The organism is Pseudomonas sp. HLS-6 (genome assembly GCF_002753995.1).
Lineage (GTDB): Bacteria > Pseudomonadota > Gammaproteobacteria > Pseudomonadales > Pseudomonadaceae > Aquipseudomonas > Aquipseudomonas defluvii.
In genome coordinates this window covers 3592853-3618775 of record NZ_CP024478.1, presented here as the reverse complement: position 1 = coordinate 3618775, position 25923 = coordinate 3592853, and the positions used below count along the sequence as shown (strand labels likewise).

General features: G+C 60.6%; 23 protein-coding genes and 1 pseudogene. 12 read left to right on the top strand and 12 right to left on the bottom strand.

Annotated features, from left to right (window positions below; genetic code table 11):
* Positions 1–169 precede the first annotated feature (169 nt).
* From CS390_RS16935 to CS390_RS16915, 5 genes are all read right to left on the bottom strand, one after another.
* Positions 170–1501, bottom strand: a complete 1332-nt coding sequence (locus tag CS390_RS16935; RefSeq protein WP_099776744.1) for a deoxyguanosinetriphosphate triphosphohydrolase — start codon at positions 1499–1501, stop codon at positions 170–172.
* A gap of 72 nt (positions 1502–1573) precedes the next feature.
* A complete protein-coding gene (locus CS390_RS16930; protein ID WP_065761163.1) occupies positions 1574–2737 on the bottom strand; it encodes an EAL domain-containing protein in 1164 nt (387 codons plus the stop codon).
* A gap of 88 nt (positions 2738–2825) precedes the next feature.
* On the bottom strand, positions 2826–3158 hold the full coding sequence (locus tag CS390_RS16925) for a hypothetical protein (protein WP_099775415.1): 333 nt from the start codon (positions 3156–3158) through the stop codon (positions 2826–2828).
* Positions 3155–3529: a phage holin family protein gene (locus tag CS390_RS16920; protein ID WP_065761165.1), complete on the bottom strand. Its 375-nt coding sequence runs from the start codon at positions 3527–3529 to the stop codon at positions 3155–3157. Before CS390_RS16920 ends, CS390_RS16925 begins: the two co-directional genes overlap by 4 nt.
* A gap of 11 nt (positions 3530–3540) precedes the next feature.
* Positions 3541–3855 carry a YqjD family protein gene (locus CS390_RS16915; RefSeq protein ID WP_065761166.1) on the bottom strand — a complete coding sequence of 105 codons (315 nt, stop codon included), beginning with the start codon at positions 3853–3855 and terminating at the stop codon, positions 3541–3543.
* 284 nt (positions 3856–4139) lie between these two features.
* Here CS390_RS16915 and CS390_RS16910 point away from each other — a divergent pair, with 284 nt between their 5' ends.
* Positions 4140–5348 (top strand): ammonium transporter, encoded by a 1209-nt coding sequence (locus CS390_RS16910; protein WP_065761167.1) that lies wholly within the window; start codon positions 4140–4142, stop codon positions 5346–5348.
* Between the two features lie 6 nt (positions 5349–5354).
* On the opposite strand, the gene CS390_RS16905 is transcribed toward CS390_RS16910, so the two are convergent.
* On the bottom strand, positions 5355–7313 hold the full coding sequence (locus tag CS390_RS16905) for a monovalent cation:proton antiporter-2 (CPA2) family protein (protein ID WP_099775414.1): 1959 nt from the start codon (positions 7311–7313) through the stop codon (positions 5355–5357).
* 176 nt (positions 7314–7489) lie between these two features.
* Between CS390_RS16905 and CS390_RS16900 the strand changes: the two genes are divergently transcribed.
* The 4 genes from CS390_RS16900 to CS390_RS16885 all read left to right on the top strand — a co-directional run bounded on the left by CS390_RS16900 (position 7490) and on the right by CS390_RS16885 (position 9619).
* Positions 7490–7726, top strand: coding sequence for a glutaredoxin family protein (locus tag CS390_RS16900; RefSeq protein ID WP_065761169.1), 237 nt, complete (start codon positions 7490–7492; stop codon positions 7724–7726).
* 120 nt (positions 7727–7846) lie between these two features.
* The gene (locus CS390_RS16895) at positions 7847–8278 is read left to right on the top strand and encodes a D-Ala-D-Ala carboxypeptidase family metallohydrolase (RefSeq protein ID WP_099775413.1); all 432 of its coding nucleotides are present in this window, start codon (positions 7847–7849) and stop codon (positions 8276–8278) included.
* 91 nt (positions 8279–8369) lie between these two features.
* Positions 8370–8681, top strand: coding sequence for a transcriptional regulator (locus CS390_RS16890; protein ID WP_065761171.1), 312 nt, complete (start codon positions 8370–8372; stop codon positions 8679–8681).
* A gap of 50 nt (positions 8682–8731) precedes the next feature.
* Entirely contained in the window at positions 8732–9619 is an 888-nt protein-coding gene (locus CS390_RS16885; protein WP_065761174.1) for a pseudouridine synthase, read from the top strand.
* A gap of 44 nt (positions 9620–9663) precedes the next feature.
* Here CS390_RS16885 and CS390_RS16880 read toward each other — a convergent pair whose 3' ends face one another.
* The 3 genes from CS390_RS16880 to acnA form a co-directional block, all read right to left on the bottom strand.
* Positions 9664–11229, bottom strand: a complete 1566-nt coding sequence (locus CS390_RS16880; protein ID WP_099775412.1) for a PAS domain-containing methyl-accepting chemotaxis protein — start codon at positions 11227–11229, stop codon at positions 9664–9666.
* Between the two features lie 205 nt (positions 11230–11434).
* A complete protein-coding gene (locus CS390_RS16875; RefSeq protein WP_099775411.1) occupies positions 11435–12229 on the bottom strand; it encodes a CPBP family intramembrane glutamic endopeptidase in 795 nt (264 codons plus the stop codon).
* A 100-nt stretch (positions 12230–12329) separates the two neighbouring features.
* A complete protein-coding gene (gene acnA / locus CS390_RS16870; protein ID WP_099775410.1) occupies positions 12330–15014 on the bottom strand; it encodes an aconitate hydratase AcnA in 2685 nt (894 codons plus the stop codon).
* 255 nt (positions 15015–15269) lie between these two features.
* Between acnA and rlmM the strand changes: the two genes are divergently transcribed.
* Positions 15270–16334 (top strand): 23S rRNA (cytidine(2498)-2'-O)-methyltransferase RlmM, encoded by a 1065-nt coding sequence (gene rlmM, locus CS390_RS16865; RefSeq protein WP_065758432.1) that lies wholly within the window; start codon positions 15270–15272, stop codon positions 16332–16334.
* Between the two features lie 70 nt (positions 16335–16404).
* Positions 16405–16659 (top strand): sulfurtransferase TusA, encoded by a 255-nt coding sequence (tusA, locus tag CS390_RS16860; RefSeq protein ID WP_065758433.1) that lies wholly within the window; start codon positions 16405–16407, stop codon positions 16657–16659.
* Here tusA and CS390_RS16855 read toward each other — a convergent pair.
* Positions 16656–18044 carry an MATE family efflux transporter gene (locus CS390_RS16855; protein ID WP_099775409.1) on the bottom strand — a complete coding sequence of 463 codons (1389 nt, stop codon included), beginning with the start codon at positions 18042–18044 and terminating at the stop codon, positions 16656–16658. The two genes, tusA and CS390_RS16855, sit on opposite strands and share 4 nt — an antisense overlap.
* Positions 18045–18185: 141 nt before the next feature.
* Between CS390_RS16855 and pdxB the strand changes: the two genes are divergently transcribed.
* The gene (pdxB, locus tag CS390_RS16850; RefSeq protein WP_099775408.1) at positions 18186–19328 is read left to right on the top strand and encodes a 4-phosphoerythronate dehydrogenase PdxB; all 1143 of its coding nucleotides are present in this window, start codon (positions 18186–18188) and stop codon (positions 19326–19328) included.
* A 54-nt stretch (positions 19329–19382) separates the two neighbouring features.
* Here pdxB and CS390_RS25090 read toward each other — a convergent pair whose 3' ends face one another.
* Positions 19383–19553 carry a PA1571 family protein gene (locus CS390_RS25090; protein ID WP_177442415.1) on the bottom strand — a complete coding sequence of 57 codons (171 nt, stop codon included), beginning with the start codon at positions 19551–19553 and terminating at the stop codon, positions 19383–19385.
* Positions 19554–19787: 234 nt separating this feature from the next.
* Between CS390_RS25090 and CS390_RS16845 the strand changes: the two genes are divergently transcribed.
* The 4 genes and pseudogenes from CS390_RS16845 (at position 19788) to mqo (ending at position 25419) form a co-directional block, all read left to right on the top strand.
* The gene (locus CS390_RS16845; RefSeq protein WP_099775407.1) at positions 19788–21581 is read left to right on the top strand and encodes an ABC transporter transmembrane domain-containing protein; all 1794 of its coding nucleotides are present in this window, start codon (positions 19788–19790) and stop codon (positions 21579–21581) included.
* 225 nt (positions 21582–21806) lie between these two features.
* Positions 21807–22547, top strand: a pseudogene (locus CS390_RS25735) (HAMP domain-containing protein); the annotation flags it as partial.
* Between the two features lie 117 nt (positions 22548–22664).
* Positions 22665–23432: a methyl-accepting chemotaxis protein gene (locus CS390_RS25730; protein WP_371917179.1), complete on the top strand. Its 768-nt coding sequence runs from the start codon at positions 22665–22667 to the stop codon at positions 23430–23432.
* 397 nt (positions 23433–23829) lie between these two features.
* Positions 23830–25419, top strand: a complete 1590-nt coding sequence (gene mqo / locus CS390_RS16835) for a malate dehydrogenase (quinone) (protein ID WP_099775405.1) — start codon at positions 23830–23832, stop codon at positions 25417–25419.
* A gap of 121 nt (positions 25420–25540) precedes the next feature.
* Here the strand turns inward: mqo and CS390_RS16830 are convergent, their stop codons facing one another.
* Positions 25541–25915, bottom strand: coding sequence for a bacteriocin (locus CS390_RS16830; RefSeq protein ID WP_065758439.1), 375 nt, complete (start codon positions 25913–25915; stop codon positions 25541–25543).
* Positions 25916–25923: the final 8 nt, after the last annotated feature.

Genomic DNA, 25923 nt, shown 5'->3' with positions numbered 1-25923 from the left:
ACTTGTTGTGTCAATGCTGTTTTTTAATCAATTTGTTGCGCGTTTTACGAACTGTTTAAGTTGTTTGTTGTATTTGTAGGTTGTTTCTTACAGGGCGAGTTAATTTGGTATGTAAGCTTCTGCTGTACAAGAGTCCTGACGGGCAGGACTCTTGTGGGCGGGCGTCGGCTCAGACCAGGCTCGAACGCCCGGTCATTTCGCGCGCCATCTCGCTGGCATAGCTGTCGGTCATCCCGGCGATGAAGTCGATCATGCGCATGAATGAGTTGTGCAGGGAGCCTGCCGGGTTCGGCGCATTGTTGCCGAGCAGGTCGAGAATGCGACGGTGCTTGAACGAGGGCGTGCGCCCACCATGCTGTTCCAAGGCTGCACCACAGAACGAGTTGAGGAGAATTTCCAGTGTGGTGTAGGCGCCGATTTCATGCAGTGTCTTGCGTTTGTCCTGGAAGATTTTTTTGCGCGCCATGTCCTTGGCCTGGAGTACGCAACGCTTGGCCGGACCGTGCATATGCTCGACCAGATCCCCCTGCAGCGTGCCTGCGAGCAGCGCGGGTTGCTGCTCGACAAAGGCGCGGGCCGCGGCGTTGGTGAGGTGCTCGATGGCCTTGCCGCGCAGGATCGCCAGTTTGCGTCGACGCGAATCAGCGGGGCCGAGCTGGCGGTAGGTTTCCGGTAGGTCATCGCCGACCAGGCCAAGCAACAGCGACTCGACTTCGGCATAGTCCAGCAGCTCCATCTCAAGGCCGTCTTCAAGGTCGATGAGGGCATAGCAGATGTCGTCTGCTGCCTCCATCAGGTAGACCAGTGGATGGCGCGCCCAGCGCTGTTCTTCCAGTTGCGGCAGGCCCAGCTTTCGGGCGATCTGCTCAAGCAGCGGCAGTTCGCTCTGATAACAGCCGAACTTGTGCTTCTTGTAGCCAAGCGCGTCGGCATGGCGCGCGGTCCACGGGTATTTCAGGTAGGTGCCCAGCGTTGCGTAGGTCAAACGGGTGCCGCCATCGAACTGGTGGTACTCCAGTTGTGTCAGCACGCGAAAGCCCTGGGCATTGCCTTCAAAGTTGAGGAAGTCGGCACGCTCGGCGTCGCTCATTGCATCCAGCCAGCCGCGCCCGGCCGCTTGCTGAAACCAGTGGCGTATGGCGTCTTCGCCAGAATGGCCGAACGGTGGATTACCAATGTCATGGGCCAGGCAGGCCGACTGAACCACCATGCCCAGGTCACTGGGTTCACACCATTGGGGCAGGCTATCGCGCAGGGTTTCGCCGACGCGCATGCCCAGTGAGCGGCCCACGCAACTGACTTCCAGGGAGTGGGTCAGGCGGGTGTGGATATGGTCGTTGCTTGACACCGGGTGGACCTGGGTCTTGCGCCCCAGGCGGCGGAAGGCGCCGGAGAAGATGATGCGGTCATGGTCTTTGTGGAACGGGCTACGTCCGAGCTCTTCGGGGCTGTGCAGGGTTTTACCAAGGCGTTCGCGGGTAAGCAGGGTGTGCCAATCCAAGGCCATTTCTCCAGGTCAGGTGCAAGGCAGTCATTGCCCTAGCTTCCTGTGTCGAGCGCTCGGCTGCAAGCCTTACAGCCCGGCTGCGTCGACATCGATCAACAACAAGCGTCGACCTTCATCGAAAAACTGTCCTGCCGTCAGGCAATACTGGTTGCTGGTGGCATCGCGGTAGGTGGTCGAGAGGATCAGTCGACGTTCTTCCCAGCCTTCGGCGAGCAGTTGGTAGAAGTAGGGGCGCCATGACCAGTTGTGGCCCAGATAGCTGGCATCGCTATGCCAGCGACGCTCCCGCCACTCCAGATTCGGGGTCAGTTGGGTACCATGGCGGTCACATTGAAAAAAGCGTAATACCCAGGGATAGGCGTCCAGCTGTGGCAGCTGCTTGAGCGGTGCCTTCGCCATGGCCCAGGCGTGCAGTTGTGGCATCAGGGTGCTCAGCTTGCGGCGCATGTCCATCAAGCGTTTGCGCTCGTCAAGCTTGCCATGGACGTACTGTTGGCGCAGATGAGCAAAACGTTCGACAAAAGCCTCGGCCGGGAAGAATTCGAGTTCGGCCTGTGCAAACAGAAACCCTTGGACGAAGCGTGCACCGCACTCGAGCGCGAAGTTCAGCTCCGCTTCAGTCTCGACCCCTTCGGCGATGATCCAGCAGCCGGTCTTTTCCGCCATCTGCGCGAGGGCTTTTACCACTTCGCTACTGGGCCCGCCTCGAGCGGCGGCCTGAAACAGGCGCATGTCCAGTTTGAGGATGTCGGGCTGCAGCGCCAGCACCCGGTCCAATTGGGAGTAGCCAGCACCGAAATCATCAATGGCGATCCTTGCACCGGCTTGGCGATAGCGCTTGACCACCTCGGCCAGGCGTTGCGGGTCACCACTGAGTTCGGTGATCTCGAAGACCACCCGTTGTGGATCGATACCCTCTTTTTCTAACTGCATCAAGCTTGGCAGTGGTTGCCCGGTCGCCAGCTCACTGACCCAGCGTGGGGAGATATTCAGGCTGAGAAACCAGTCCTCAGGGGCAAGATGGAACTGTCGCAGGGCATGTTGACGCAGTTGCCGATCAAGTTCGCGCAGGTTGTCTATGGGCAGTGAAGGATCGTTGAACAGCGCGCCGACGCTCTGCAGCGAGCCGTCGGCTTGGCGCAAGCGTCCAAGGGCTTCCACGCCGGCGATACGGCCTGTGGCAGTATCGATGAAGGGCTGAAAGCAGGCGAGCGGTTGCCCGTCGAACACGGCGGCTCCTCAGGTGAAGTGGGTTGGCAACGAGGCCTTGCCAGTGCAAGGCCTGCTGGCCGACGCTGCAAGAATGCAGCCAGTTTGCTCAGGGTCTGCCAGAGGGGGGCTGCATGAATACCCTGATCAAGGGAATCAGGCTGCTGCCCAGGCGAATCAGGCGAGCAAGATTGCCGCTTCTGGCGCCCTTGCCGGTGAGGAAACCCAAGGCGACAACGGCGCCCAGCCCCCAGAGCGGCGCGTGTTTGATACCCAGGCCATCCTGCAGGTTGCCCGTCATTTTTTTCAGGCGAGTCAGTGGCTCGAGCAGCTCACCCGAGGCTTGGCGGATTTCCTGGCGGTGCATTTCCATTTGCAAGCGCACCAGCGCCTTGCGCAGGTCATGGCGGTTAGGTTTGTGGGGTAGCTGGGACAGGCTCATGGCAACAGGCGCTCCCGGTCTTTGGCCAGTTCCTCAAGGGTTGCACTGAAGGGGGAGGTCTCGTCGGATATCAGCGCCTTCAGGCGCAAACCGCAAAACAGCGCCGCCAATCCATGGAACACGCACAGGCCAATGATCCCGGCCAGTCGGTAGCTGTCCCAGAGCAGGATCAGTACCAGCACGGACAATGCGCCCAGCAGCAGCAGTGTGAACACCAGGGCCAGCCCGGCCAGCAGCAGCAGGCCGAGGCTTCGCGTTTTCTGTTCCTGCAACTCGATACCGAACAGTTCCACATGGCCGTGCAGCAGGCCCAGGACGGCGGCACCGAGCCGTCGGGAAGACGGCCCGTTGTTGGTTGTTTCGGTTTCCATACCGCAGGGCCTCAGCGACGGCTGGCCAGCAGGCCAATCAGAAGGCCGACACCCGCCGCGATACCCACCGAGCGCCATGGGTTGCTTTGTACATACTCCTCGGTGGCGCCCAAGGCTGCCTGACCGCGCTCGCGCAGAGAGTCTTCGGTCAATTTCAGGGTTTCTCGGGCGCGCAGCAGGCTGTCGTGGATTTGGGTGCGCAGTTCATCCGCCTGGTCGCCGGCCAGTGTCGCGGTATGTTCCAGCAGTTTTTCGGTGTCACGCACCAGGGTCTGGAAATCTGCCATCAGGGTTTCTTGAGCATTCTTTGCCATTTTGCTGGTCATCGGCGTTTCCCTCAGAGGCATGTGAATAGTTCGAGTGTGCAGCGGTATCAAAGGTTCACTGGTACAGCTTTTGCTGTGCTGTGGTGCATCCGGGCTCGTTCTTGCGCTGAATGTGGGCGTAAGGCCCGAGGCTGGTGGATAAACCTTAACCCAATCCAAGACAAACCCCAGAAAAAACTCAAGCAGGTAGTGCGTTCGGCCTTGCAGGTGCGCCAAATCGGGGCGTCGCAAGGGGTGTGCGAACTGCTTTGGTGCTTTTTCTCCCCTTGCAGGCCTGCCTTTACATGGAAAACTTGCAAAGCGCCGTGGACACACTGGTTCATGGCTCCAACACCTTGTTCATCTTGCTGGGGGCCGTGATGGTCCTGGCCATGCATGCCGGTTTCGCCTTCCTTGAGGTGGGAACTGTGCGGCACAAGAATCAGGTCAACGCCTTGTCGAAGATCCTCAGTGACTTCGCCATTTCGACCTTGGCCTATTTCTTCGTGGGTTACTGGATTTCCTATGGTGTCAGCTTCATGCATCCGGCCGCCACGCTGGGTGCCGATCATGGCTATGGATTGGTCAAGTTCTTCTTTCTGCTGACCTTCGCGGCAGCGATCCCGGCGATTATTTCCGGTGGTATCGCCGAGCGTGCACGCTTTGTGCCGCAGTTGTGTGCCACTGCGCTGATCGTTGCCTTTGTCTATCCCTTTTTCGAGGGGGTTGTCTGGAACGGCAATTTCGGTGTCCAGGCCTGGTTGCAGGCGCGTTTCGGGGCTGGCTTCCATGACTTTGCCGGCTCTGTGGTGGTGCACGCCATGGGCGGTTGGCTGGCCTTGGCCGCAGTGTTGCTGCTGGGGCCGCGCAATGGTCGTTACCGTGAGGGACGCCTGGTGGCCTTTGCACCCTCCAATATCCCGTTTCTGGCCTTGGGGTCGTGGATTCTGATCGTCGGCTGGTTTGGCTTCAATGTCATGAGTGCGCAGACCTTGCAGGCCGTCAGCGGCCTGGTGGCGGTCAACTCGCTGATGGCGATGGTTGGTGGAACGTTGGCAGCGCTGCTGGTGGGGCGTAACGACCCTGGTTTTCTGCACAACGGACCGCTTGCCGGGTTGGTGGCTGTCTGTGCGGGTTCGGACCTCATGCACCCCGTTGGTGCGCTGGCAACCGGTGCAATTGCCGGTGCGCTGTTTGTCTGGTGTTTTACCGCGGCGCAGAACCGCTGGAAGCTTGATGATGTATTGGGTGTTTGGCCACTGCACGGCGTCTGCGGGGTCTGGGGCGGTATTGCCTGTGGCATTTTTGGCCAGAGTGCCTTGGGTGGATTGGGCGGTGTCAGTCTGATCAGCCAGTTGATTGGCAGCCTGGCGGGGGTGTTGGTGGCGCTGGCTGGTGGTTTCAGCGTGTATGGTGTGATCAAGCGTGTGCATGGCTTGCGCCTGAGTCAGGAGCAGGAGTATTACGGCGCCGATTTGTCGATTCACAAGATCGGCGCCACCAGCCAGGACTGAGGCCGACTAGCGACCGCCCAGCAGCAGTGATTCGCAGGCTTCTATCGCTTCCAGCGGGCCGCTGAGCACCACGGCGTCGCCCGCATGCAGGCAGGTACTGGCATTGAGTTTCAAATCGTTACCCTGGCGCTGTACGGATTGCAGCTCGACACCCAGTGTCTCAAGGGCCAGTTCGCCCAGCGGACGGCCACAGGCATAGGCGTCGGCCCCCAGGCTCACAGCGTGCAGCAGCACTTTGGGTTGCCCTTCGCTGTCGATCAGGCTGGTCTGCGCACCATGATAGAAGCCATGGAGCAGGCGATAGCGGGTCCTGCGTACTTCGTCGACACGCTTTTGCACCTGGTCCTGCGGCAGGCCGAGCATGACCAGTGCATGGGAGGCCAGCATCAGGCTGGACTCCAGCAACTCCGGTACCACCGCGTTGGCACCGGCGGCGCGCAGTTCTTCGCGCTGGCTGTCATCACGGGTACGCACGAGAATTGGAACGTCACGGTTCAGTTGGCGTGCGGCCTTGAGCACATTCAAGGCAACTTCTGTCTTGTCCACGGCAATGACCAGCAGGCGTGCCCGGTCCAGGCCGATTGCCGCCAGCAGCTCGCCGCGGCGTGAGTCCCCGTAATGGACGTTGTGTTCCCCCGCTGCAGCTTCCTGCACGCGCACCGGGTCGTCATCCAGGGCGATGAAGGCGAGCTGCTCCTGGCGCAGGAAGCGTCCGATCGACTGGCCAACCCGGCCATAACCGCAAATCAGTACGTGGCCGCTCAGGGCCGCGCTCTGTGCGCCGATTTCTTCCAGTTGAACTTCCTGGTTGGGTTTGCGGTGCAGGCGTGCGGCGATAGAGGGCGCCGCGCGCAGCAGCAGGGGGGTGACCAGCATCGAGCAGAACGTTGCCGCCAGCAGCAGGTCGCCGAGCGCCTCGGGCAGCAGTTTGTTGTGTTGCATCTGGGCCATGAGGGCGAAACAGAATTCTCCGCCCTGGGCCAGTGCCAGGCCGCTGCGCCATGCGGTCTCGCTGTCGCTGCCACGAACGCGAACCAGGGCAGCCACCACCGCGCCCTTGATAACCAGCAGGGCCAGGGTCAAGGCGAGGATCTCCAGGCCATGGCTGGCGAACAATTGCAGGTCGATCAGCATGCCGATACTGACGAAAAACAGCCCCAGCAGGATGTCGCGGAAGGGGCGAATGTCCGCCTCGATCTGATGGCGATAATGGCTTTCACCCAGCAGCATGCCGGCCAGGAACGCGCCCAGTGCCGGAGACAGGCCCAGCAGGTGTGTCAGCCAGGCCGTCAGCAGCACGATGACCAGCGCCAGCAGAACGAATAGTTCCGCCGAATGAGAGTTGGCCACTTCGTGGAACAGTCGGGGCAGCAACCAGCGGCTGGCCATCAGCAGGCCGACGAAGAGGATCACCGTCTTGCCCAGCGTGAGTGGCAGTGCGAAGTACCACGCCTGGCCGCTTTGCCCGGCAAACACCGGTACCAGTGTCAGTAGTAGAACCGCCACGACATCCTGGAACAGCAATACACCGATCGCGTTCTGCCCGTGGCTGCTGAAAATTTCCCCGAGGCTGGTCAGCTCCTTGCTGACGATCGCGGTGGACGACAGCGCCAGGCCACCCCCCAGCAGCAATGCTGCGTTGGTCGGCATGCCGAGCAGGGCGAGTAGCCCGGCCAGTACAAACGTGGAGCAAATGACCTGCAGGCTGCCGAGGCCGAACACCACTTTGCGCAGCGCCATCATTTTCGACAGGGAAAACTCCAGGCCGAGGGAAAACAGCAGGAATACCACGCCCATTTCGGCAAGGTCCGGCAGTTCTTCGCTTTCATTGACCCAGTCCAGCGCGGTTGGGCCAACGAACAGGCCAACGCAGAGATAGCCGAGCACAGGTGGTAGCTGTACGCGGCGGAAGATGGCAATGACGACCAGCGATGACGCCAGAATGATCAGCAGGTTTGCAAACACAACATACTCCATGTACGAAAACAGCAAAAAAACACAAAAGCATAGCGCCAGGTGCTGCGTGGCTCCTTGATTCGAATCAGTATCGCAGGCGTCAGGGATGGCGTGGGGCAAGTGCCTCGACGGCCTTGTACCCTCGACCTAAAATACCCATTCATTCTTTTTATCGGTAACTGTCAATGCTTCCTGAATGCCAGCTGTTCGGCACCCTGGGATGTCACTTGTGTGAAGTGGCAGAAGCCCTGTTGATGCCGTTTGTCGAGCATGGCCTGTTGGTCGAACTGGTGGATATTGCCGAGGACGAGATGCAGGTCGAGCGTTATGGGCTGCGAATTCCCGTGCTGCGTCGTTGCGACAGCGGTGCCGAGTTGAACTGGCCTTTTGATGCCGAGCAGGTCGTCGCCTTTCTGCGCTGATGTCGTTTCTTCCCGGTGGCTTTTTCCTGGCGCACACCGGGCCTGGACGGGTTCACACTCTACTCCGTTGCCTCGGGAGCGGCAGCGTGTGTGACCTATTCAGCCAAAGGAGTGGCATCCATGAACCTTTCCAAACACTTCACCCTGTCCGAGATGACCGCGTCCCGGACCGCCAGTCGCCTGGGTATCGATAACACCCCGAATGATGAGGTTCTGCTCAATCTCAAGCGCCTTTGCGCCACGCTGGAGCAGGTGCGCAGCCTGGTTGGCCGTCCCGTGCTGGTCAGCAGCGGCTACCGTTCGCCCGCACTCAATCGCGCAGTGGGTGGCTCGCCCAAGAGTACGCACAGGCTGGGGTTGGCGGCAGACATCAGTGTTGCGGGCATGGCTCCGCTGGAGCTGGCGCAGTTGATAGCGCAAAGCACGCTGGCGTTTGATCAACTGATACTGGAGTTCGACAGTTGGGTGCACCTGGGGTTATCGGCCTCTGCCGAGCGCCGGCAGATCCTGACGATTCGCAAGGGCACCGGTTACCTGCCTGGCCTGCAGTAAGTGAGGTGCTGTCATTGACGGCATGCAGGTCACTCAATATGCTGTATATAGATACAGTATTTGCGGGCGGTTACGCCCAAGGACTCGAAACATGGTCAACGTCGAACAACTGAAGTACACCGTCAATCGCATGTCGGTCGAGATGGTCAGTGAGGCGGTGCTTGAACTGCGCCTTGACGGGCTTGTGCTTGAGGGCAAGACACCCTTCAACAAACTGCACTTCAACACCTGCTTCGCTGAAATAGAAGCCTTGTTTCAACGTGCCGGCTATCACCGCCCATTGGATGTGGTCGGTTATCAGGGGTTGCTGTATGCGCTGTATGACCCTACGCGCTGGGACGCCGTCGATGTACTGCGCTGGCTCAAGGAGTTCACCGAAGCGGCAGCGGTTCAGGCTGGCTGAGCTGAGTGCCATGCGGGATAATGGTCGGCCATTATCCTCTGGGTGTTCCCATGGCCTTCGCTTCATTCGATCCGGCACAGCATCAAGCCAGCACCGTCTGTCTCCCCCCAGGTGCCTGGTTAACGGTACTGGACTGCCTGTGTGATCACTTCAAGGCCATCGGGCGTGAACAATGGCTTGACCGTATTGCCCGGGGCCGTGTGCTGGATGCTCAGGGTGCACCGATCCCGGTCGACCTGCCCTATCGCCAGGGGCTGCGCATCCATTACTTTCGTGAAGTGCCTAACGAAAAGCCGATTCTCGTGCAGGAAACCCTGGTGCATGTGGATGAGCACCTGGTGGTGGCCGACAAACCGCATTTCTTGCCAGTAACGCCCACGGGCGAGTATGTCGAGCAGACCCTGCTGCGGCGGCTGATCCGTCGTCTGGATAACCCGAACCTGGTGCCGTTGCATCGTATCGATCGACACACCGCAGGCCTGGTGCTGTTTTCTGCCAATCCACAGAGCCGTTCCGCGTATCAATCATTGTTTCCCAATCGGCAGATCGACAAGCGTTATCAGGCTATTGCCCCTGCCTTGCCAGCACTGGCGTTCCCCTTGGTGCATAAAAGCCGCCTGGTCAGCGGGGAGCCATTTTTCCGCATGCAGGAAGTAGACGGGGTCAGTAACAGCGAGACGCTGGCCGACGTATTGGAAAAAAATGGCGAGTTCTGGCGGTATGGGCTGTCGCCAGTGACCGGCAAGACGCATCAGTTGCGCGTGCACATGACTGCGCTGGGGGCGAGCATCTGTAACGATCCCTTCTACCCAGAGGTGCGTCACGAGGACGACGATTACAGCAAGCCGCTGAAACTGCTGGCGCATAGCCTGCGTTTCAAGGACCCGTTAAGTGGTGAAGAGCGCTACTTCGAGAGCGAGCTGACGCTCGACTGGTAGATGGGGTGTCGGCGCACAGCCTTGTGGCTGTGCGCCTGACCGGTTCAGCGGTTGAAGCGTTCGACCAGCGAGTACTGGCTGGTGGCGGTGCGGGTCAACTCTTCGCTAAGCAGGGCAGAGTGCTGGGCCTGCTCGGAGGTTTGATCGGCCAGTTGAGCAATGGTGCTGATATTGCGGCTGATCTCATCGGCCACGGCAGTCTGCTCTTCGGTGGCGGCAGCGATCTGGGTGGTCATGTCGGTGATGTTGGCCACCGCTTCGCTGATACCCAGCAGTGCCTGGTCGGCTTCCATGACCCGAGCCACGCCTTCTTCGGCCTGACGATGGCCCGCTTCCATGGTCTGTACGGCGTTGCTGGCAGTTTGCTGCAGCTTGGCGATCAGCCCGTGGATCTGGCCGGTCGATTCGCTGGTGCGTTGTGCCAGTTGACGAACTTCATCCGCGACGACCGCGAAGCCGCGGCCCATTTCGCCGGCACGGGCAGCCTCGATGGCAGCGTTCAGTGCCAGCAGGTTGGTCTGGTCGGCAATGCCTTTGATCACATCCACCACGCCGCCGATTTCGTCACTGTCACGTGCCAGTTGCGTCACGGTCTGCCCGGTTTCGCCGACGGCCTGGGACAGGCGCTGGATGGCTTCGCGGGTTTCCCCGGCGATATCCCGGCCGCGTCCAGTCAGGCGATTGGCTTCCTGGGTGGCATCGGCGGTGCGTTGAACGTGGTTGGCCACTTCTTGAGTGGTGGCGGCCATCTGGTTGACGGCAGCGGCGACCTGTTCGGTTTCAACGCGTTGGCGCTCCAGCCCCGAGGAGCTGTTATGCGCCAGGGTGTCGGATTGACGCGCCTGTTCGTTCAGGTGTTCAGCGGTGTCCTGTAGGCGGGTCAGGCAGGTCTTGAGGCGTGCATCCTGGCTGAGCATTGCCATTTCCAGGCGGCCCTGAACTCCACGGCTGTCGCTGTACATTTGGGCGATCAGCGGGTCAGAGGTGGTCTGCTCGGCCAGACGCAGCAGGCGCTTGAGGCCGCGTTGTTGCCAGGTCAGGCCCATCAGGCCCAGTGGCACGGACAAGCCAGCGGCCAGGGCAAAGCCCCACGAATGGCCGAGCCAGTTACCGATCAGGAAACCGATCTGGCTGACCAGAATGAACGGTAGCCAGTCCTGCAGCACCGGCAGCCACTTGTCACGCTTTGGAATAGCCGACTTGCCCTGGTTGATTCGCTCGTACAACCCTTGGGCGCGGCGTATTTGTTCAGCCGTCGGTTTTACCCGCACGGACTCGTAGCCGACGACCTGATTGTTTTCAAAAACAGGAGTCACGTAGGCGTTGACCCAGTAGTGATCACCGTTCTTGCAGCGGTTCTTGACGATACCCATCCATGGCAGCCCCTGTTTCAGGGTGCCCCACATGTGAGCAAATACCGCCGGCGGCACGTCCGGATGGCGAACCAGGTTGTGTGGGGCGCGCAACAGCTCCTCTCGCGAGAAACCGCTGATTTCGACGAAGGCATCGTTGCAGTAGGTAATCAGACCTTTGGCATCGGTAGTCGAAATCAAACGTTGTTGATCTGGAAACGTCCGTTCGCGCTGGGTAATCGGCTGGTTATTACGCATTAGCTGTTCAATCCGGAAGGCTTTCGAGGGGTATCGGCAGCGAGTTGTTTTTATTGAGTCGATTTTTGCAGCCATTGATCGAGCGCAGGGTTTTCAATCATGACCTGAGTTATGCGAAAAAAGCTGCAGCTTTTAGAAAATTGCAAGCATTCTTTCATGCTTTTGACATAAAAGTCAGCAACTGACCAGTCGTTCACACTTTGGCTCATTTATTCAGCATTGGGTAGGTGAACAAACTGAAATGCAGCAGGTTCAGGGTGAAGTGGCTGACAACCGCTGCCAGCAGCCCGCCATGGCGGTAAACCAGGCCGTAACCTGCGCCTGCAATGCTTGCCAGTACCACCCATTGCCAACCGCCACCGAGGTGGGCCAGGCCGAATACGCCTGCGGCCAATAGCAGCGCCAGGCGCTGGCCATGCTCACGGTGCCTGAGCAGGTGTTGCAGGCCACCCTGAATGTACCCGCGAAACAGCACTTCTTCGGTCACGCTCACCAGCAGCAGGTTGTTGGCCAGCCATAGCCAGCCCTGTGTTGGCCATTTCGGTGCCCAGGCGACCATGCCGAGCAATTGTGCACTGCCCAGGCAGGCCATAGCGATCACGGCGGTCATGGTTGCAATCATGGGGACGCTGGTGGAGATGTTGCGTGTGCCGGCCAGCATCCACGGGCAAGCCAGCAGTATCCAGAACGCGATCAGCGGCTTATCCAGGTTCAGGTACATCGAGTAGGGTGCGGCGTCGGTACTGAAGCGTTGCGCGTCGATGACTTTGGCGCTGTTGAAGCCGGGAAGCCAATGCAGGGCCAGCCCCGCCGCGAGCAGCACGAACAACCCATGGCCGCAGGCCTTCAACCAGCTGCTGCGAGGTCGTTGCACAAGCGCTGCCGCACACAGCAGCAGGATTAACCCGGGTAGGGCGGCACGTGTCAGTTGGCCCTGGCTCAGCGCGAAGGCGTAACCGAGGCAGAGCAGGGCAAGGGCAACCCCACGAGGTGATGGCATGTCGATTACCTTACGGTGAAGTCCGCGATGTTGGACTTGAACTGCACGGTAAAAGACACGCCTTTTTACGGGGCAACGACGATGGCCGCAGGGCCATCCATCAGGCCCCCTTGCCGGCGATCAGCTGCCGCAGCACGTAGTGCAGGATGCCGCCTGCCTTGAAGTACTCCACTTCGTTCAGGGTGTCGATGCGGCACAAGACCTCCAGGCTATCCTCGCGACCGTTGTCCCGGGTGATACGCAGGCGCAGCGCCATTCCCGGTGAAAGGGCGGCCCCGCTCAGGCCAAGGATATCGATACGCTCATCCCCCTTGAACGCCAGGGTCTTGCGATTTTGTCCGGGCCTGAATTGCAGGGGCAGTACGCCCATGCCCACCAGGTTGGAGCGGTGGATACGCTCGAAGCTTTCCGCCAGTACTGCTTTCACGCCCAGCAGGTTGGTACCCTTGGCAGCCCAGTCGCGGCTGGACCCGGTGCCATACTCTTGACCAGCGATCACCACCAGTGGCGTGCCGTCGGTGCGGTAGCGCATGGCGGCATCGTAGATCGACAGTTTCTCGCCGCTGGGAATATGCACGGTGTTACCGCCTTCTTCGCCACCGAGCATTTCGTTGCGGATACGGATATTGGCGAAGGTGCCGCGCATCATCACCTCATGGTTGCCGCGACGTGAGCCGTAGGAGTTGAAATCAGGCGGGGCCACGCCCTTGTCGCGCAGGTAGCGCCCGGCCGGGCTGTCAGCCTTGATGTTGCCGGCTGGCGAGATATGGTCGGTGGTCACCGAATCACCCAGCAATGCCAGGATGCGTGCGCCGTGAATGTCTTGAATCTGTGGCAGCGGGCCAGTGATGTCATCGAAGAACGGTGGGTGTTGAATATAGGTCGAGTCGTTCTGCCAGGCGTAGGTGGCAGCCTGCGGTACCTCGATGGCTTGCCATTGGGCGTCTCCTGCAAAGACTTCGGCATACTCTTTATGGAACATCGCCGTATCGACGCTGGCCACGGCCATGGCAATTTCCTGTTGGCTGGGCCAGATGTCGCGCAGGTAGACGGGTTGGCCGTCCCGGCCAGTGCCCAGCGGTTCTTTGCTCAGGTCGATACGTACGCTGCCGGCCAGGGCATAGGCCACCACCAGCGGCGGCGAAGCCAACCAGTTGGTTTTTACCAGAGGGTGCACACGGCCTTCAAAGTTGCGGTTGCCGGAGAGTACCGACGCTACGGTCAGGTCATGTTCGGTGATCGCCTTTTCGACGGGCGCGTCCAGAGGGCCGGAGTTACCGATGCAGGTGGTACAGCCATAGCCCACCAGGTCGAAGCCAAGGTCGTTCAGGTAAGGGGTCAGGCCTGCTGCCTGGTAATAGTCAGTCACCACTTTTGAGCCGGGTGCCAGCGAGCTCTTCACCCAGGGTTTGCGTTGCAAGCCTTTCTCCACGGCTTTTTTGGCCACCAGCCCGGCAGCCATCATTACGCTGGGGTTGGAGGTGTTGGTACAGGAGGTTATGGCGGCGATGACCACCGCCCCCTCTTGCAGAGCCGGATAATCGCTGCCAGTAGTCACCCCGCCATTGCGCGCGCTCGCCTTGGGTTGCAGGCTCATGAAGTCATCGAAGGCTTGGCGGACCTGCGAAAGCGCCACGCGGTCTTGCGGGCGTTTCGGGCCTGCAAGGCTGGCTTCGACGCTGTTCAGGTCCAGTGCCAGGGTGTCGGTAAAGGCGGGCGCGTGGCCGGGCAGGCGCCATAGGCCTTGCGCTTTGCAATAGGCCTCGACCCGTTTCACGGTTGCCTTGGGCCGACCCGACAGGCGCAGGTAATCCAGGGTGATGTCGTCGACCGGGAAGAAGCCGCAGGTGGCACCGTATTCCGGGGCCATGTTGGCGATCGTGGCGCGGTCGGCCAAGGGCAGGTCGGCCAGGCCGTCGCCATAGAACTCAACGAATTTGCCGACCACGCCTTTCTTGCGCAGCATCTGGGTGACGGTCAACACCAGGTCGGTGGCCGTGATGCCCTCGCGCAGTTTGCCGGTCAATTGGAAACCAATCACTTCGGGGATCAGCATGGAAACTGGCTGGCCGAGCATGGCTGCCTCTGCTTCGATGCCGCCCACTCCCCAACCCAGCACGCCCAGGCCGTTGATCATGGTGGTGTGCGAATCAGTGCCAACCAGTGTGTCGGGGAAGGCGTAGGTACGGCCGTCTTCCTCGCGGGTCCAGACGGTCTGCCCCAGGTACTCGAGGTTGACCTGGTGGCAAATGCCGGTACCTGGCGGTACCACACGGAAATTGTCGAACGCGTTTTGCCCCCAGCGCAGAAAGGCATAGCGCTCGCCATTGCGCTGCATTTCGATGTCGACGTTTTCACTGAAAGCCTGCTGGCTGGCGTAGCGGTCGACCATCACTGAGTGGTCGATCACCAGGTCCACCGGTGACAGCGGGTTGATGCGCTGAGGGTCTCCCCCGGCCTTGGCCATGGCAGCGCGCATGGCCGCCAGGTCGACCACCGCGGGTACCCCGGTGAAATCCTGCATCAGTACCCGCGCCGGGCGGTACTGGATTTCGCGGTCGGACCGGCGATTTTCAAGCCATTTGGCCAGGGCATACAGGTCGCTGCCGGTGACCGTCTTGCCGTCCTCCCAGCGCAACAGGTTTTCCAGCAGTACCTTGAGCGACAGGGGCAGTGCGCTCAGGTCGCCCAGGCTGCGGGCGGCCTCAGGCAGGCTGTAATAGTGGTAGAGGCGGTTGCCTACCGTCAGGGTCTTGAGGGTATTCAGGCTGTCGAGCGAGGGCATGGGTCAACTCCTTCTGGGCCGGTGATCGGCAATCGCCCTGCGGTCGCCGAACTCACCGTCAAGGTGTCGGTCCGCAACGCACGGACCTGGCTGAAGGGTCAGGTTAGACCTGATTGCCGGGCCCGGCTAAATACTGGACCGGCGGGACGTGTCACTGGTTCCTAAACTCCTTTATCATTCGCCGATTTGCCGCCGTTGCGCCGTGCGCTCGGCCAGGGTCTGCTGCGTGTGCTGCCGACCGTCCTGGAGTGATTGATGAATACCCTGTTTATGCATTGCCGACCCGGTTTCGAGGGCGAAGTCTGTTCCGAAATCGCCGAGCATGCCGCGCGGCTGAATGTGGCCGGTTATGCCAAGGCCAAACCGCAAAGCGCGTGCGCCGAGTTCATTTGCAACGACGCCGAAGGTGCCGAGCGGTTGATGCGTGAACTGCGCTTCTCGCAGTTGATTTTCCCTCGGCAATGGGCCCGTGGCAGTTTTGTCGAACTGCCTGAAACCGACCGGATCAGCGTGCTGCTGGAGACCCTGGCCGAGTACCCGGTGTGCGGCAGCCTCTGGCTGGAGGTCATGGACAGTAACGACGGCAAGGAACTGTCGACGTTCTGCCGCAAGTTCGAGGGGCCGCTGCGCAAGGCGTTGCTCAACGCTGGCCGGCTGGTGGACGACGCCGCCAAGCCGCGCTTGCTGCTGACCTTTGTCAGTGGCCGGCGGGTGTTTGTCGGGTTGGCAGCGGCGGACAATTCGGCCATGTGGCCGATGGGGATCCCGCGGCTGAAATTCCCGCGTGAAGCCCCAAGCCGCTCAACCCTGAAGCTGGAAGAAGCCTGGCACCACTTTATTCCACGCGATCAATGGCCGCAGCGCCTGTCTGAAGACATGACCGGGGTCGACCTGGGTGCCGCACCGGGTGGCTGGACCTATCAACTGGTCAAGCGCGGTATGCTGGTGACGGCTATCGACAATGGGCCAATGGCTGAAAGCTTGATGGACACCGGGCTGGTCCAGCACTTGATGGCCGATGGTTTTACCTACAAGCCCAAGCAGACCGTAGACTGGATGGTCTGTGACATCGTCGAGAAGCCGGCGCGTAGTGCAGCACTGCTGGAAACCTGGCTGGGCGAGGGCCTGTGCCGCGAAGCGGTGGTCAACCTGAAATTGCCGATGAAGCAGCGCTATGCCGAGGTTCGGCGTTTGCTGGAGCGCATCGAAGAAGGCTTCAAGGCGCGCAAGGTCAAGGTATCGATTGGCTGCAAGCAGCTGTATCACGACCGTGAAGAGGTCACCTGCCATCTGCGCCGACTGGATATGAAACCACGTTGAGGCTGTTGCACGTCGCACTGGCCCAGCCAGGCAGTGCAAGACAGCTGTTACCTAGTCTTCGGAGAAAAGCATGACTGACACCGATTCTACCCTGACCGCCGATGCGGTCCTTGATGCCAGTGGTCTGAACTGCCCTGAGCCTGTGATGATGCTGCATCAGTACGTGCGCGATCTTGGCGCGGGTGGCCTGCTCAAGGTCATCGCGACAGACCCTTCGACCCGTCGCGATATTCCCAAGTTCTGCGTATTCCTCGGCCATGAACTGGTCGAGCAGCAGGAGCTGTCGGGTACTTACCTGTACTGGATCCGCAAGAAGCTCGATTAAGCCGCTGCCTGCCGGATGCGTTTGCGTGCACTGCGCACCAGGCGCACCGAGAGCATCAATGCGGCGCAGGTCAAGCCGACAATCAGGCCTTCCCAGAGGCCGCTTGGCCCGCTGGCCGTGCCCAGCCAGTCGGTCAGGCCGAGCAGGTAACCCACCGGCAGGCCAATGCCCCAGTACGCGAACAGGGTCAGGATCATGGTGACCCGCGTGTCCTGATAGCCACGCAGTGCACCGGCGGCAGTGACCTGGACCGCGTCGGAGAACTGGAACAGCGCCGAGTAGACGATCAGCATCGAGGCAATCTGGATGACTGCGCTGTCGGCGGTGTAGATCGAGGCAATGGGTTCGCGCATCAGCAGCATCAGGCTTGCTGAAAAGCAGGCGTAGGCCAACGCCGTGGCCATGCCGACGCCCGCAGCAAAACGTGCCTGGCGTGGCTCGCCGGCGCCGATGGCCTGGCCGACCCGCACGGTGACGGCCATGCCCAGCGAGTACGGAATCATGAACACCAGGGAGCTGACGTTGAGGGCAATCTGGTGCCCGGCAACCACAGTTGAGCCGAGGCTGCCGATCAGCAGGGCAATCACGGCAAAGATGCTCGACTCTGCAAATACCGCGATGCCGATTGGTAGGCCGATACTGAGCAGGCGCTTGATCAGGGCCCACTGCGGCCAGTCGAAGCGGGCAAACACCTCACTTGGGCGATAGACCGGCGCCCGGGCGATCCAGACCGCCATGCACAGGGCCATGAACCACATGACGATGCCGCTGGCCCAGCCACAGCCGACACCGCCCATGGCCGGCAGGCCCAGGTGGCCATAGATGAAGATGTAGTTCAACGGGATATTCAGCATGAGCCCGGCAAGCCCCAGCACCATGCTCGGGCGTGTGAGCCCCTGGCCGTCGCTGCAGCAGCGCAACACAAAGTAGATGCCTACGGCCGGCAGGCCGAAAGCGATGCCTTTCAGATAACCCATGCAGGGCGCGATCAACTCCGGGTCGACCTTCATCACGTGCAGGATTGGCTCGGCACTGATCAGCAACAGGCTGGCAGCAATTCCGACCGCCAGTGCCAGCCACAGTGCCTGGCGCACCAACGGACCAATCTCGGCAGGCTGGCCGGCGCCGAAGCGCTGGGCAACCTTGGGCGTGGTCGCCAGCAGAATGCCGGTCATCAATAGAAACACCGGCACCCAGATGGAGTTCCCCAGCGCTACGGCGGCAAGGTCCCGCGGGCCGACCCGCCCGGCCATCACCGCATCGACGAAGCCCATGGCGGTCGTTGCCAGTTGCGCGATGATGATGGGGGTGGCCAGGCGCATCAGGGTGCTCAATTCGGCGCGAACACTAGCGGGGCGGGAGAGCGGGGTGGTGTCGGTGGTCATGAGTGTCACAAGGCAGGTGTCCCCATTGAAGGTGTGGAAAATTGCTTAGTCTAACCGTTGACGGATCGGTCAGGAAATAACCTGTGACTGGATTGGCCGGGGCCGATGCGCCTAAACTGCGCTCCCCGACAGGAGATCGCCATGCTTATTGTTGCCGACGAAAATATTCCGCTGCTCGATGCTTTTTTTGCCGGCTTCGGTGAAATTCGCCGTTACCCGGGGCGAGCCATCGACAGCGCCTGTGTGCGGGACGCCGACGTCCTGCTGGTGCGTTCGGTGACTCAGGTTGATCGGGCCTTGCTTGAAGGCAGCAAGGTGCGTTTTGTCGGTACCTGCACCATTGGTACGGACCACCTCGACCTGGACTATTTCGAGCAGACAGGCATTCGCTGGTCCAGTGCACCCGGCTGCAATGCCCGCGGCGTCGTGGACTATGTACTGGGAAGCCTGCTGACGCTGGGCGAACTGGATGGCGTTGATCTGGCCAAGCGTACCTATGGTGTGGTGGGGGCTGGTGAAGTCGGACGTCGGCTGGTCGAGGTGCTGCGCGGGCTGGGTTGGTCGGTGCTGGTCTGTGATCCGCCGCGGCAGGCTCGCGAGGGCGGGGATTATGTCGGCCTGGAGCGTATTCTCGCCGAGTGCGACGTGATCAGCCTGCACACGCCGCTGACCCGTAGCGGAGAGCACGCAACCTGGCATCTGCTCGATCGCGAGCGACTGGCGCGCCTGCGGCCAGGTGCCTGGCTGATCAACGCCAGCCGAGGGCCCGTGGTGGATAACAGCGCCCTGCGTGAGCTGTTGCTCGCCCGTGACGATGTCCAGGCCGTGCTGGATGTCTGGGAAGGCGAACCACAGGTTGATCTGGCACTTGCCGACCTGTGTGTACTGGCCACGCCGCACATTGCGGGCTACAGCCTGGATGGCAAGCAGCGCGGTACCGCGCAGATCTATCAGGCATTCTGCGCCTGGCGAGGCGAGCCCGAGCAGGTGAAACTGGTCGATCTGTTGCCACGGCCATGGCTGGCGCAACTGAGCCTTGAAGCCGAAACCGATCCGGCCTGGGCCTTGGCCACGCTGTGCCGAGCCGTGTATGACCCGCGCCGTGACGATGCAGATTTTCGCCGTAGCCTTGGCCGTGACCCGGGTAAGCAGCGAGCAGCCTTCGACCTCTTGCGCAAGCAGTACCCGGCGCGTCGTGAAATCGAAGGCCTTGCCGTAAAGGTCAATGGCGAATCGCCAGCCTTGCGGCAGATGATCGCAGCGCTGGGGGCTGTGCAGGTCTGAACGGCAGGCAATAAAAACCCGGCGCTGGCGCCGGGTTCAGGAAGTCGGTACCGATCAGGCTTTTTTGGCGGTTTGTTCCCGGCTCTTTTCCAGGTCCTGGCAAGCCTTCTGGATCATCTGCTCGGTGATCGGGATTTCACGACCCTGAGCATCAATGATCGCGCCGCAGGCCGGGTTGGCGTGGGGCGACGCTTGTTGCGATGTGCTGCTGTTCTGCAAGCTCATATCCTGTCTCCTCATCAGGTTGCAAGCTCAGCCTAGATAGGCGCGATGACCGCCTTGTGACAAGGTCCTTCGCGAGTCGCCGCGCATGTACCAAGTCCACCAGAAAGCCATACAAACTGCCAGTAGCACTTTAGAACGAAATCTACTAGGCACTGCTGGGATGCGGCTTAAGTGCTGTGCTCATGCTGCTGCTCGGGTGTAGGCTGCTGCAAATCGACTGAAAGTGGCATTGTCATGATCCTCCGTGTGTCTTCCCGGCAACGCCAGGCCATTCAACTGGCATGGCGTTTTATCCGCCCGTATCGAAAACAGGCAATCGCCGCGCTGGTCGCGCTAGTGCTGACGGCGGCGATTACCCTGTCGATGGGGCAGGGGATTCGCTTGATGGTTGACCAGGGCTTCATGACGCAGTCGCCAACACTGCTGAATCAGTCTATCGGGTTGTTCTTGTTGCTGGTGCTGGCCCTTGCGGTTGGCACCTTTACGCGCTTCTACCTGGTGTCGTGGATCGGTGAGCGTGTTGTTGCTGATATCCGTCAGCAGGTGTTTGATCACTTGGTCTACCTGCACCCCGGTTTTTTCGAGAGCAACCGCAGTTCAGAAATTCAGTCGCGGCTGACCGCCGATACAACGTTGCTGCAATCGGTGATCGGTTCTTCGCTTTCGTTGTTTCTGCGCAATGCCTTGATGGTGGTGGGTGGCGTTGTGCTGCTGTTCGTGACCAACCCGAAGCTGACCAGCATTGTGGTGTTGGCGTTGCCCCTGGTGCTGGTGCCGATTCTGGTTTTCGGTCGGCGGGTGCGTAGCCTGTCGCGTCAGAGCCAGGACCGGGTAGCGGATGTTGGCAGTTATGTGGCCGAAACCCTGGGGCAAATCAAGACCGTGCAGGCCTACAACCATCAGGCCAGCGACCAGCGTCGTTTTGCTGTGACGGTCGAAGCGGCGTTCGACACCGCGCGCAAACGCATTCTGCAGCGCGCCTGGCTGATTACCCTGGTCATTGTGCTGGTGCTCGGTGCGGTGGGGGTGATGCTTTGGGTGGGTGGCATGGACGTGATCGCGGGGCGTATTTCCGGCGGTGAGCTGGCCGCGTTCGTTTTTTACAGCCTGATCGTCGGCAGTGCGTTTGGCACCTTGAGCGAGGTGATCGGTGAGCTTCAGCGTGCTGCGGGCGCGGCGGAACGTATTGCTGAGCTGTTGGCCGCACGCAGTGAGATCGTTTCGCCGGAGCACAGCGTGATGCACTTGCCGGAAAGGGTCAGCGGCCAGTTGGAACTGCGTGAGGTGTGCTTTGCCTATCCGTCGCGACCGAACCCGGCTGCTATTGATCATTTGAGCCTGGTGGTGGCGCCCGGCGAGACCCTGGCGTTGGTCGGGCCGTCGGGTGCTGGTAAATCAACGCTGTTTGATCTGCTGCTGCGCTTTTACGATCCGCAAGCCGGGCAGATCCTGCTCGACGGCCAGCCCGTTGATCGACTGGACCCTCAGGACTTGCGGCGAAACTTCGCGCTGGTCGCACAAAACCCGGCGTTGTTCTACGGCACGGTCGAGGACAATATCCGCTACGGTCGTGCCGATGCCAGCAGCGCCGAGGTCGAGGCCGCTGCACGCAGTGCCTACGCCCATGAGTTCATCCTGCAGTTGCCTCAAGGCTATCAAACCCACCTGGGCGAGTCCGGGCTTGGGCTTTCCGGTGGTCAGCGTCAGCGCTTGGCCATTGCCCGGGCGCTTTTGGTGGATGCGCCGATCCTCTTGCTCGACGAGGCGACCAGTGCGCTGGACGCACAGAGCGAGCACTTGATCCAGCAAGCCTTGCCAGGGTTGATGGCCGGACGAACCACGCTGGTGATCGCTCACCGCCTGGCAACCGTGCAGCATGCCGACAGGATCGCTGTCATCGATCAGGGCCGGCTGGTGGCGGTCGGCACTCATCGGCAGTTGATTGCCGAAAGCCCGCTGTATGCCCGGCTGGCGGCGTTGCAGTTCAGTGCTGCAGATACGCCACATGAAGCCGATAACAAGGTGTAAGCGAGGTCTTTACAGTTTTATGACGGCTCTAATACCGTCTGTCACATTTCTGTAGTAATCCCCTGAGACTATCGTAACCCGTTGTTGCGTAGCACTTGAATGCTTGCCGGCCGTCACGGATGACCGTTTTTTTTGCTGATGCTGGCTGCTTGCCAAGGGAGATAAGGATGTCTCCGCGTCTTGCATTGGTACACACACCTCTACCTTGTTGTGAGACCCTGCCCGATGTTCCTGCGTAAATCTCTACGGATGCAAATCCTCGCTCTGCTTGGCGGAAGCGTGTTGGCGATGCTGCTGATTGCTCTGGTCTGCTTCCAGTTTCTCTCTGCCAGCGTGCGTGGATATGGTGAGTTGGTCGATGGGCCGCTACAGGCCTCGCAGCTGATCGATGAGGCCAACTTGCAATTCAAGGTCCAGGTTCAGGAGTGGAAAAACGTCCTGCTGCGTGGCAAGCAACCTGCGGAACTGGACAAGTACTGGCAGCAGTTCCAGGCACGCGAGCAGCAAGTGCAGGACATTCTTGCGCAATTGATCAACAGCAACGCACAAGAATCTCAGCTCCAGGCGCGCCTCGTGCAACTCAAGGATAGCCATCGTCAACTGGGTGCGGCCTACGCCAAAGGCCGCGAAGCCTTTTTGGCAGCAGGCGGTGATCCTGTTGCAGGCGATCAGGCGGTAAAGGGTGTCGACCGGGCAACCAGTGAGCAGATGAGTGAGTTGGTCAGCCAGTTGCGCGCGGATGCCAAGGCGCGCGCTACACACATCAGTGAAGCGGCGCAGCGCACGGTCTGGCTGGGGTTGTTGATCATGTTCGGCTCGGCTGTGCTCGTGGGGCTGCTTAGTGTGTTGCTGGTCAACCGCAACATTGTCGAGCCAATCCGCACGCTGATTGAGTATGTGGCGAACCTCAGTCATGGCCGTTTCGATGCGCGTGTTGCCAGTGACCGTCAGGATGAGCTTGGGCGCCTGGCGTTAGCGGCCAATACCTTGCGTGATTTCCTTGCCGATACCTTTGGGCGTCTGCAGAGCAACGCGGTAGACCTTGAGTCGGCCAGCGGCGAGTTGCGGACCATCGCCGGCGGCATGGCTCGTGGCACGGATGACCAGTTTCAGCGCACCGATCAGGTCGCGACGGCCATGCATGAAATGTCTGCCACGGCGCAGGAGGTCGCACGCCATGCAGCTGAAGCGGCGCGTGCCGCCGACGAGGCAGATCACAATGCCCAGGCAGGCGAGCAGGTGATGCAGGCGACGATCGATACGATTGCCGCCGTTAATCAGGAAATTGTCGGTACCGCAGGCGTTATTCGCAATCTGGAGCACGACAGTGCGCGGATTGGCAAAGTGCTGGAGGTCATTCACGGTATCGCCGAGCAGACTAACCTGCTGGCACTCAACGCGGCCATTGAGGCGGCGCGTGCCGGCGAAGCGGGCCGTGGTTTTGCGGTCGTTGCCGATGAAGTGCGCAGCCTGGCTCAGCGCACCGGCGCGTCGATTGCCGAGATCAATCAGATCATCAGCGCTGTACAGTCGGGTGCCATGGAGGCGGTCAAGGCCATTGAGAGCGGTCAGGTGCGCAGTGAGGAGGGGGCCGCGCAAGTTCAACGTGCGGGGCAAATGCTTCAGCGCATCACCTTGGCGGTGGAAGCGATCCGCGACATGAACCGGCAGATCGCCACGGCTGCGGAGGAGCAGACCAGCGTGGCCGATGATATCTCGCGCAACCTGGTGGAAATCACGCGGATTGCGACCGCCAACCAGGAAGCGGTGGAACATACCGAGCAGGCCGGTGGTCGCCTGCACGAGCTGTCCGGGCAACTGGGCGCCGTTACCGCTCGCCTCAGCGCCTGATCGCCACAGGCGGGGGAAATCCGCCACTTGCCAGCCGCTGAGGCGTGGCAATGTGGCGGATTGTCGCCATGAAAACCGCTGAATATGCGCGGGCTGACACGTTTTAGCCATTGGCCGTTGGTGTGAGCGCAGTTGGCCCGCTTCCTGCTTTAAGGCGGCGTTGGCTTAGGCCATGCAAGCACCCGGCGGTTGCCGCTTCAGATGACCGCACGGCGTGACGACTGTTCCCCGATCCATCGAACAACCCCAGCCGCCAGCCATCGCGCCGGTGTCCAGGCCTGCTGCCTGAGTACCGGGTCGCCCTCTGCGTTGGCCTGCGCGAGCAAAAACAAAAATCGGGCGTGCACAACGGGGCGAGCAGTCATTGCCAATTACTTCACTTCAATTGGATTGAACTATGAAAAAAATCCTGCTGACGCTCTTGTGCCTGAGCGTCATCGGTTGCTCCAAGCCCAATGAGCCCGAGAAAACCGTAGACGTGCTGCTGATCGGCGGTGGCATCATGAGTGCAAGCCTTGGGACCTACCTCAACGAGCTGGAGCCTGAATGGTCCATCGACATCTATGAGCGCATGGACAAGGTTGCCGAAGAAAGCTCCAACGCCTGGAACAACGCCGGTACCGGTCACTCGGCGTTCTGCGAACTGAACTACACCAGCGAAGGTGCCGACGGAACGATCGATATCAGCAAGGCTGTCGGGGTCAATGAGCAGTTCGAGATCTCCAAGCAGTTCTGGGCCTATCAGGTCGAGCGCAATGTGCTGAACAATCCTAAGTCGTTCATCAACAATGTGCCGCACATGAGCTTCGTCTGGGGCGACAAGAACGTCGAGTTCCTGAAGAAGCGTCATGCTGCCCTGCAACACAGCTCGTTGTTCCGCGGCATGGAATACACCGAAGACCACAAGCAGATCGAGCAGTGGGTGCCGCTGGTCATGGAAGGCCGTGCCGCCGACCAGAAGATCGCAGCCACACGCATGCCGATCGGCACCGACGTCAACTTTGGTGAGATTACCCGCCAGTTGTTCGCGTCGATGACCCAACACGATAACGTCAAACTGCACGTTCAGCATGAAGTCCGCGACATTGTTCGCAATGCAGACAACACCTGGACCGTGGTCGTTGCCGACCTGGCCAACAAAGGCGTCGAAACCAGCGTCAAGGCCAGGTTCGTCTTCATTGGTGCCGGTGGTGGTGCGCTCAAGTTGCTGCAGAAGTCGGGTATTCCTGAAGCCGAAGGCTATGCAGGCTTCCCGGTCGGCGGTCAATTCCTGATGACGGACAACCAGGACATCGTTGCGCGCCACAAGGCCAAGTTGTACGGCAAGGCTTCGGTCGGTGCGCCACCGATGTCGGTTCCGCACCTGGACACCCGAGTGATCGATGGCAAGGAAGTGCTGCTGTTCGGTCCGTTCGCCACGTTCTCGACGAAGTTCCTCAAGAATGGCTCGTTGCTTGACATGTTCGCTGCGCTGACCCGCCACAACATCATGCCAATGACCCACGCCGGTATCGACAACATCGACCTGAGCACCTACCTGATGGGCCAGTTGATGCTGAGCTTCGACGACCGCATGGCAGCCCTGCGTGAGTATTTCCCGAACGCCCGGAACGAAGACTGGAAACTGCTTCAGGCCGGTCAGCGGGTTCAGGTGATCAAGAAAGACCCTGTGCACGGCGGTATCCTGCAGTTCGGTACCGAAGTGGTTGCGTCCGAGGACGGCACCATCGCCGCACTGCTGGGTGCATCACCTGGTGCTTCGACTGCTGCGCCGATCATGCTGAGTGTGTTGGAGAAGACCTTCAAGGACCGTATCAAGACCCCTGAGTGGCAGGCCAAGCTGAAGGAAATCATTCCAACCTATGGCCAGAAGCTCAACAACAACCTTGAGCTGACCAACAAGACCCGTGCCTGGAGCAGCGAGCGCTTGCAGCTGAACTTCGTACCGGTATTGCCTGAGGAAGCGCCTGCCCAGGCGGCGATGTAAGGCACATCATTGGCAAGCCCGCTTCAACAACGGTCGCACAAGGTTGTTGGCGCGGGGCTTGCCAGCGATACAGGTGCCGCGAACCCGCGGGCACCCTGCTGATGCCATCGCAGGCGTTGTATCAGTGGCGACGCTTCTTGTTGCCGTCGGCCAGGTTGTTGCCCAGAGCACCACCGGCTGCACCGCCCAGGCCTGCACCGATGGCCGAGCCGGTGCTACCACCGAGCTTGCCGCCAATCAGCGAGCCACCTGCCGACCCCAGGCCGCCACCCAGCGCTGCCTCGGCTTTGTTGCCCTTTTTCGCGGCCATTGCGCTGCCCGCTGCACCGCCAACGCCGGCACCGACAGCTGCACCGGTGCTGCCGCCCAGTTTTTGCCCGACAACGTTACCTAGAACGCCGCCCAGGCCGCCGCCGATTGCCGTCGTGCCATCGCCCGCCACTGCGCCTTGTGCGCACAGCAGGCCCAGAGTAATGGCGGCAAGAGTCTTACGCATGTGAAACA